This window comes from Nostoc sp., from assembly GCF_036919815.1.
In the GTDB taxonomy this organism is placed as follows: domain Bacteria; phylum Cyanobacteriota; class Cyanobacteriia; order Cyanobacteriales; family Nostocaceae; genus Nostoc.
In genome coordinates, this window is sequence record NZ_JBALCE010000075.1 from 36960 (window position 1) to 46057 (window position 9098).

The following is a 9098-nucleotide window of genomic DNA, read 5'->3' on the forward strand; positions in this document are numbered from 1 at the left end:
TTTACTTAGCTCACAAAATCGCTCCAGTTTCTTTCAAATAAACCCGTGTAAATGGTTCATCTTCAGCCAAAGTATAATCTTCAATCAAGCCTTGGCGACGAATAGAAATGTCATTGCCTTTTCTAATCACCACAGTCGAACCATCGAAGACATCCCGCACCAGCATCATCTCAGTTTCGGTGGGATTATCCAAAACTACGATATTACTACTCTGGTAAAACATACCCTCTTCATTTAGGATGTCTTCCGCATACTCGGCAATCAGCAAATCAAGTTTGGGATGACGCAGCAAAGTTTGGACGTTGCTGTTGTAATTTTTGCTTAATACTTTTTTCGAGCGATTCACAAAAACTGCATCACGACAAATAGCACCTATTGTCCAGTTGGGATGTTGCAAATGGATATGGTCAATCGTTGCTTGCAGTTCTTCAACTGAGATTTTATTAAAAGTAATAATCGGTATTCTGCCATCTGTACCCGACTCAAAAAAGGTTTCTATAATATGAGAAGGTACATCAACGCTTTCACCAACAGAAGGTTTAAGATGCATTAAAACGCCTGGTGCAGCATTGATTTCTAGGATAGCAAAATTACTAGACTTCCAAGATTCTGAAAGACTTTTGGTAATCACATCAATCCCAAGGCAAGTCAGCTGGAAATGTTGGGCAATATCTTGCGCCAAGATAATATTGTCATCATGAACTGTCGGGGTTGCATCAATGCTTATACCTCCGGCTGAAAGATTGGCGACTTTACGCAGATAAACAGTGCGTTCCTTCTCAATCACACTGTCTAATGATAAGCGCTGTTCCTCTAGGTAGAGTTGCATCGCTTCATCTATCTGAATTTTACTCATCGGCGAGGTTGGCGTGTCTAAACGTGCAGGTTTGCGATTCTCTAGGCGGATTAACTCTGCAAGTGTTAAGTAGCCATCACCAACAACCGATGCTGGACGGCGTTCTGTGGCAGCAACAAATCTACCATTAACACACAATAAGCGAAAATCTGATCCAGAAATACTTTTCTCAACAATTATCCGGGTTAGCTGATCTTCGGGAATCGCTGTCAGTGCCCTATTATAAGCAGATACCAGTTCTTTTGAGTCCTGCACGTCAGCCGTGACCCCAATTCCTTTGTGACCTACCACTGGCTTAACTGCCACTGGGTAGCCAATTTCTCTGGCTGCGGCTAAGGCTTCCTTTTCGGAAAAGACGATATCACCTTCAGGCACTGGGAAACCCAAGGTTTTCAAAAATGCCTTGCAGTCATCTTTACGGGTGGTGAACTCCGAATCTAGATGGCTATCACAGTTAAATGTTGTTGCTACTCCCCGGACGTGTTTTTTTCCCAAACCGTATTGCATCAATCCTTCTTCCCACAAATAAAAGGCAGGAATACCTTTCTCGTAGGCTGTTCGCAATAGGGCGTAAACTGTCGGACCACCATAGACAGATGCGCGGAATTTATTTTGCAGCTTTACTAACCGCTCATCAAAGTTAAAGTCTTCGTCTTGGGTAATGGCTTCAAACCAATCCCAAACAAAATAAACTACCTCTTTAGTTGTGCGTTCATGTAGTGATTGGACACTAATCCGCGTGCAATTTGGATATGGCTTGACACTCCAATGGTTAAGGTGCAAATCCATATCCAGCTTTGCGACTTCGGATACAACTTGGGCAAATAGATGGGCATGAGATTCGTAGGTTTGGCTGGCCAAGTCTGCATAGCCATGTCTCTGGACAAGCCGCTCCGCTCCTACGCCAATGCTTGCAATATAATCTTCAATGGGCAAAGGCTTTCTAGAGTCAACTAGAGCCAAGTCAAATACTAGCGCCCCTGTATCTAAATAAGGGTTAGGCCCAATATAATGCTTGAAGTTGAAAATATCGAATACATCCGTTCTTCTAGCATTAATGCGGACTAAATCACTGCTTTTTTGCAGAACCATTGATTACGAACCTTTGGCTAAACACCCTGAAATTTAAATGCTGAGTTATAGTTACTCAGACTTATTGATTGTAGATTGATTTAGATTAATTTTGGAGAGTGATCGCAAAGGCATTGCTCTAATTACGAACCCAGACTAACTCTATTAGTAAATATTTTCAACTATCTCAAGGCATAATTAAACTTTCCTTCTTTAGCAAAGAATAAATAACAGTCAATTCATCCTCATGATTAGTCAAAGATATAACCTTTGAAAGGTGCAACACTTACCAAATAATATGTATAAGTGAATCTAGGGTATTGATTGAAAAGACAGCAAAGTATGAATAGCACAGAAGCTGCTCTAAGAGACGAAATTCGAGAACTTGCTGAGGAAGCTTTTCACCTAAAGCTGATCTCTGGGCATGGTGATGGGCCAGACATAAATGAGTATCAAATTGTCTACCAAGGCAAACCCAGGCATCTCCCACTAGAACAAGCACGTTTTTTCTTAACTAACTTGCTTTACAGAAGTCGCATTCATTAGGAATTGTCACTAGACATCTAATTACAGCCAGCTACAGTTTATACCAATTACTTGCGATCGCCGGATAAATTTCCAATCGGCAATTACCAAGATAGTCAATAATGCCTCTAGAAAATATCTCTAGAGGTAGTTGACGCTGTGGATTTTATTAAGTATGGGTAAATTAATTTTGAGGATAGTTTTTTCTGTAATTTTTCGGAAAAATCTTTTGGTTTGATGGCGATCGCAAACCAACTTTAATCCTACCTTCAATCAAGTAATCTACCAAAGGGATGATTTGATAGTTGTAATTGTCATGGTTTAGTGAAATTTATTAACTCAAATCAGGAGACATCATGGTGGAAAGTAATCCCAAACGGCAGCTGGTAATTATTGGAGGAGCTGAAGACAAGGAGGGAGATTGCATAATTTTGCGGGACTTTATGCGACGCGCTGGGGGAACGAAGGCATGCATTGTAATTATCACGGCGGCCACAGAATTACCAAAAGAAGTGGGAGAAAATTATATAAGAGTATTTGAGCGCCTGGGAGCCGAGAATGTTCGGATTCTGGATACAGAAACCCGTGAAGATGCATCTTCATCTACCGCATTGGAAGCAATTAATAAAGCAACTGGAGTATTTTTTACTGGAGGAGACCAAGCTCGTATTACCAGCATCCTCAAGGATACCGAAATTGATGCAGCTATTCACAAACGCTTCGCTGAAGGTATAGTTATCGGAGGCACAAGCGCGGGTGCTGCCGTGATGCCAGATAAAATGATCGTGGAAGGTGATTCGCAGACACATCCTCGGATTGAAACTGTCGAAATGGGACCAGGTATGGGATTTTTACCAGGGGTGGTAATTGACCAGCATTTTTCCCAGCGTGGACGTTTGGGACGCTTAATTTCAGCTTTAATACTAGAACCTGCTGTTTTGGGATTTGGTATTGACGAGAATACCGCTATGGTAGTGACAGATAACCAAATTGAAGTAATTGGTGAAGGTGCTGTCACAATTGTTGATGATTCAGAAGTTACGTATAACAATTTGGACGAAATTTTGAAGGATGAGTCTTTGGCGATTTGCGGAGCAAAGCTGCATATTTTGCCACATGGCTTCAAATTTGACTTAAAAACCCGCCAGCCTATCCTAAATAATCGCTCTGTAGCAAATGTCTCTGTACCTGTTGGTTTAAGCAATACCTAACTTTTAGCAGGTGCGTTTAAATTGAATAAATAATTAATACTTGTAGATTACTGACATTTATCTCTTGAATATCCTTCCAAGTACTCTCAGAAATAGGGGACATAGCCCCGCTATTTCAGGAGGAAAGGGGGGATTAAGTATTAATATTACTTATCTTGACTCCAGCAAACACTTATCTCTAGAACGAAATAGCCCTGAAATGCGATCGCTCTTGGAATTTCCATAGGTAAACACTCTTGTTTGAACTCGTTTCCGACATCATTAGACCTCTTGGAAAAGTCCCTAACACCCCACCCCCAGCCCCTCTAAGAGCAGGCTCTTAGGGGAGAATTTGACGTAAGTCAAAGGCGGGGTGGGGTTCATTTTTTGATTTATGCAAGAAGTCTATTGTTGAAGGACAAGAACAAACCATGCTGTGCTGGGAATATCTGCGAGAGGTCTGTTGTTGATAATTTCCAAAGTGGGAATTTCAACAAGTCTGGAATCCAAAAATTCCTCTAAATAGGTGATTAACTCCTGCTAAACCTATGCTGTGGTAAACCAGCCTGATGAAAGATACATTCTGGTTATGGGAATACTAGATTTAACACCAGACTTCACAGGAAGCAGTTGATGTCTAAAGGCGAATGGAATAAATAACATCTCGAAAAATACAGTTCCCCTAGAATGACCCATAACATACCTAAAACCAGTGAAGCATAATACAATTACCCATGATTTTGACTCTGGTTGGCAAGGAGAAATACTACCTCCACAGGAAAATGACGACAATTTATCGGAAGCATCTAAGCTACTACGGCAAGGAATTCAACAGCAGCAAGCTGGTGAATTAATAGTGGCGATGAAGTCTTTGCAACAATCCTTGGGGCTGTTTCAGGCAGTTGGGGATTTGCAAAAGCAGGCACAGGTACTTTCTTTTTTAGGATTGGTAACTTATAGCGCTGGAGACTACAAAGGTGCTATCTCCTACTCCCAACAGTGTTTGTCTTTGAGTGAACACACTTCAGATTTAGCATTGCAGATGCAAGCACTTTCCCATTTAGGCAATGCTTACCGTCACCTGAATGACCATCAAAAAGCAGTTGAGTTTCTAGAAAAGTGTTTGAAAATAACCCAGCAATTGCAAGACAAACGCAGTCAAGTTGCAGCACTGAATAATTTGGGATTAGTGTATAAAGCTTTAGGCAACTTTACACAGGCAATTGAGTATCAGCAGCAAAGCCTAGAAATTGTGCGGGAACTCAAAGATAATTGGGGCGAGGAACAGGTACTCAAGAATTTGGGTAATGCTTGGTATGCTTTGGACAATTATCCAAAAGCGATCGCTTATTATGAGCAGTGTGTAGTACTATCACGCTCTTTAAAAAATGTTCGCAGTGCTTCTCAGGTGCTAAAAAATTTGGGTAATGCTTGTTATGCCTTAGGTGATTATGCCAAAGCCATTAAGTATTATGAAGATCGGTTACAATTAGCCAAAGAAACTCAAGACAAGCGTAGCCAGGAACAGTCTTTAGGTAGTTTAGGAGTTGCTTGTGAAGCTTTGGGTGACTATAACAAAGCAATTACATATTATGAAGAACGTTTGCTGTTAGCTAGGAATATGAAAGACCGCCGTAGTGAACAAGAAGCTCTAGCTCGTCTGAAAGCTGCTTGCTACGCCTTGGGTGATTATGCTAAAGCTATGCAATACCAGCAGGAAACATCTCCAAATAGTTAAAAAGTAAGATAGGGAAATAATTCCAAATTTAAAATTATTCGCACAATTGACACTCCCAGCCCTAAAGGGACAGGGATTCTTGAAGACTCCACAAACGAAGTTTCAATGGTGCTGACAAAGACACCCTACTGATTCCATTAAGAACTAGTCCTAATTTCATCGCTACTTTGCGGATAATGTTCGCCGCACCATGACAATCAGCGTTGATTTTATAGCCTTTGGCTGTTCGATATAATCCACGATTAACTCTTTTTCCAGATGGCTGCCACCCTTCTCCTTCGGAGACGCAAGCGCGAACGGGTTTCGCACCGATCGTAGGTAGCAAATCACCATCTAAAAACGAAGACCTGGATGTGTAGCTTTCTTCTGTATCTACAAAATTAATCCTATAATAATCACACAATTGAGCAATCCTGTCTTTGAGTCTAGCTGTAGGAATTTGTACAAATTTCTGATTAGTTTTAGCACCGAGATTTATTTCTTGCCTCTGTCCTTTGTTCCATCCAAAAACTAGTGTGCCAATTTGATTTTCTAGACAATGCTTAATCACTTTACGGGCTGCCTTGTTTACACCGTCGCGCACTTGGCGATTTCGTTTTTCGGTTATATGTGCTAGTTGTTTAGACCAAAAACCTTGGGGCTTATTTTCTTTGAATGTTGATATCCGCCTATTGTAGTTTTGGTTCAGTGACTTCAAATGCTTGCCATCAATAATAAAACTAGTTCCTACGTTCGAGACGCAAGTTAGCCAATTATTAATACCGGGGTCGATACCTAAAACATTGTCCTTATTGACTATTGGTTTCTGAGTATCAAGCATTTTATAAACAAACTCAGCGTAAAAGCATTGATTGCGAGGCAATATACGTATTTCTCTAATATCTGAAAATTTTAAGTTTGATGGCATTGGCAAATAAAACGCATCTAACCCAAACCATATCTTAACTTTGCTACCGAGGGGGAAGCGCAATAAACCATTTTTTAATTTCACGTCAGCACGAGGCAAAGTAGCCAAAGCTAAACCACCCTTGCGATAGCTTGGAAGTCTTGGACGTTGGTCTATAGAACCAGCGCTTACTGCTTTTAACAATCCTAGATAAGACTTAAAAGGCTCGGCGACAGTTGTTAAACATTGTTGGGCAACGTGAGAGTACATCGCTTGAAAATGTGGGTTACTTTTTAGTAACTTATGCAAATCAAATTTACTAGGTATTTTACCCGTCTTAAAATACAGTTGCCTTGCGTAATATGTTCCACAGTTACTCAATTTCGCTGATTCTCGACATACAAATTCTAGAATAGCTTCAAGACCTTTGTCTGGATTTATTAATACTTGTTGGCAACCAAACACTTAAACCTATGTGTCGTTTTCTATTGTTATATCAACAATACCATATTAGAATAGAAAAATGTTGATATTTGCAAAGAAAACAACACAATATTATGTTGAAATTATCTGAGTATAAAAGTGGGAATCATCATAAGTATTTGCTTAACCTACATTATGTTTGGTGTCCGAAGCGTCGTAAAAAAGTATTGATTGGTGATATTGCTAGACGAGCCAAAGAAATATTCTACTGCCTGGCAAATGAGAAAGGCTGGGATATTCTAGCCTTAGAAGTAGCATCAGATCACATTCACCTATTTATAGGTGTTACGCCTACTGATGCTCCGCATTTAGTTGTAAAGGCTTTCAAAGGTCGTTCGAGTTACTATTTAAGAAAAGAGTTCCCTGAGTTGCTTAAGTTGCCTAGCTTATGGTCTAGAAGTTATTTTGTTAGCAGCGCCGGAAATGTTAGTAGTGAAATTATCAAAAAATATATTGAAGACCCACACCACGGCTAAATATTCAAGGCAGTTAAAACTGCCATTTGCCTCTACTCAGGTCTAAAGACAGGCTCGCTTGTCGGCAAATCGTGTTATTTATTGTCAATTCCCCCAATTGTCTTTTGCTGCTGGAGATATACGAGAACTTCTAATGTATCTACTTGGGGAAATTCCCGGTAAAAATTACTGACACTGCGGAAGGGTTCCGGTGTTTGCAGAACAATTGTGCGATCGCCCCACTGCTCTAACCAAGGTAGCAATTTTTGTGGCGCTACTGGAGTACATAGCCAAACTGCGGCTGGAGAAAGCGCTTTCATGGCAGTTGCCGCTACCGCTATTGTCATACCTGTAGCAATGCCATCATCAACTAAGATCAGCGTCGCATCCTTTGCATTCAACTGTGGACAAGCAGGAATTAATTGAGCCTCAAGAGACTTAGCTTGGTCAAGCGCTTTATTTAAAGCCACTTCCCGCGATCGCGCCTCATTTTTAGGCCGAAATAGCTTTTGATCAGTCCAAAGAACATTTCCCGAAGTAGTGACTGCACCAATTGCTAACTCTGGGTTTTCTGGATAGCTAATCTTTTTCGCCACAATAATTGTCAGTGGACAATCCAAAAGACGTGCTATTGGTGCTGCAACTGGTACACCACCTCTTGGCAAAGCATAAACAATTGGTACAGGCTTTACCCCAGAATCAATAGTTTGCTGAGTCAAAACATCATGAATCACTCGCGCCAACTCCTCACCCGCATGGGTGCGATCGGCGAAAAGTGGGGTATGTGACATGGTTTCCCCCAGCATCTTAGGACGGCACTGCTTTTATGATGACTGAATTTTGTCTCAAATTAACTGATACAATCAGATTTGTATAAATTATCAGTATTCAGCAAAAGTCTATTTACTCTGATATATCTCCAACCTGAGCGGTATTTAACTCAGATAAGACAGCTGGCGCTGATGCCAAAATCTTGATTTTCATGAGCAGCCAAAACCAACTCAGCCTCTTCGACGACTCAACCTTTAACCAACGTGAACTGATTCCCACAGACGCGAAAATTGCGATCGCTCCGGGAACTTATTCTGGCATAACGGAATTGACACAGGATTGCGATCGCTGCCACCGTTGTCCATTGGGAGACACTCGGACTCATGCTGTTGTCGGACGCGGCAATCTCAAAGCCCCAATTATGGTTATAGGGGAAGCGCCAGGTCAAAATGAAGATGAAACGGGTTTACCATTTGTGGGTAGATCGGGGCAGTTGTTGGAGAAAATTCTGGCATCTGTGAATCTGACTACCGAGCAGGATGTATACATTACCAATATCAACAAATGTCGCCCACCAGAAAATAGAGTTCCCACTCCTGTAGAAGTGGCGGCTTGTCTACCCTACTTATTAGAACAAATTCGCCTAGTTGACCCCAAAATAATTCTGTTAACAGGTGCAACTGCTGTCAAAAGTATCACTGGCGATAAGCGGGGGATTACGAAAATTCGCGGGCAGTGGTTGGAGTGGCAAGGGCGTTTATGTATGCCAATTTTTCATCCTTCTTACTTGCTGCGTAACCCTTCCAAGGAACAAGGTGCGCCGAAATGGTTGATGTGGCAGGATATCCAGGCAGTGCGTGCCAAGTTAGACGAAATCCAAAATAACCCAATGTAGAGACGTAGCAGTGCTACGTCTCTACAAGGAATCTGGATAACGGATATTTGACACTCTCAGTCCCTAAAGGGACTGAGATTCTTTAATCAATGAGCCAACTTACCATTGCTGGATTACTCCAACTAAAGCTCTTGTATTAAACTCAACGAGGTTGTCACCAACCCCGTTGGTCTTCAAAACCGTGCATGAAAGTTTCCCTTCACACGGCTCCTCAGTAATTTGGTGCTT

General features: G+C 41.3%; 8 protein-coding genes. 5 read left to right on the forward strand and 3 right to left on the reverse strand.

The genetic code is table 11. The annotated features are described in order from the left end of the window. Positions 1-10: 10 nt before the first annotated feature. Positions 11-1948, reverse strand: coding sequence for an ATP-binding protein (locus V7K15_RS17840; RefSeq protein WP_334907222.1), 1938 nt, complete (start codon positions 1946-1948; stop codon positions 11-13). Between the two features lie 321 nt (positions 1949-2269). On the opposite strand from V7K15_RS17840, the gene V7K15_RS17845 reads away from it, so the two are divergent. The 3 genes from V7K15_RS17845 (at position 2270) to V7K15_RS17855 (ending at position 5380) form a co-directional block, all read left to right on the forward strand. Further along, positions 2270-2473, forward strand: a complete 204-nt coding sequence (locus V7K15_RS17845; protein ID WP_334907224.1) for a hypothetical protein — start codon at positions 2270-2272, stop codon at positions 2471-2473. A 335-nt stretch (positions 2474-2808) separates the two neighbouring features. Further along, positions 2809-3663, forward strand: coding sequence for a cyanophycinase (locus V7K15_RS17850; RefSeq protein WP_334907227.1), 855 nt, complete (start codon positions 2809-2811; stop codon positions 3661-3663). Positions 3664-4354: 691 nt separating this feature from the next. Beyond that, entirely contained in the window at positions 4355-5380 is a 1026-nt protein-coding gene (locus tag V7K15_RS17855) for a tetratricopeptide repeat protein (RefSeq protein ID WP_334907229.1), read from the forward strand. Between the two features lie 61 nt (positions 5381-5441). Here V7K15_RS17855 and V7K15_RS17860 read toward each other — a convergent pair whose 3' ends face one another. Further along, entirely contained in the window at positions 5442-6731 is a 1290-nt protein-coding gene (locus V7K15_RS17860; protein WP_334907231.1) for an RNA-guided endonuclease InsQ/TnpB family protein, read from the reverse strand. Positions 6732-6823: 92 nt separating this feature from the next. On the opposite strand from V7K15_RS17860, the gene tnpA reads away from it, so the two are divergent. Further along, positions 6824-7225: an IS200/IS605 family transposase gene (gene tnpA / locus V7K15_RS17865; protein WP_334907233.1), complete on the forward strand. Its 402-nt coding sequence runs from the start codon at positions 6824-6826 to the stop codon at positions 7223-7225. Between the two features lie 74 nt (positions 7226-7299). On the opposite strand, the gene V7K15_RS17870 is transcribed toward tnpA, so the two are convergent. Further along, complete coding sequence (locus V7K15_RS17870; protein WP_334907235.1) at positions 7300-7995, reverse strand: phosphoribosyltransferase; 696 nt, start codon at positions 7993-7995, stop codon at positions 7300-7302. Positions 7996-8186: 191 nt separating this feature from the next. On the opposite strand from V7K15_RS17870, the gene V7K15_RS17875 reads away from it, so the two are divergent. Then, complete coding sequence (locus tag V7K15_RS17875; protein WP_334907237.1) at positions 8187-8870, forward strand: uracil-DNA glycosylase; 684 nt, start codon at positions 8187-8189, stop codon at positions 8868-8870. Positions 8871-9098: the final 228 nt, after the last annotated feature.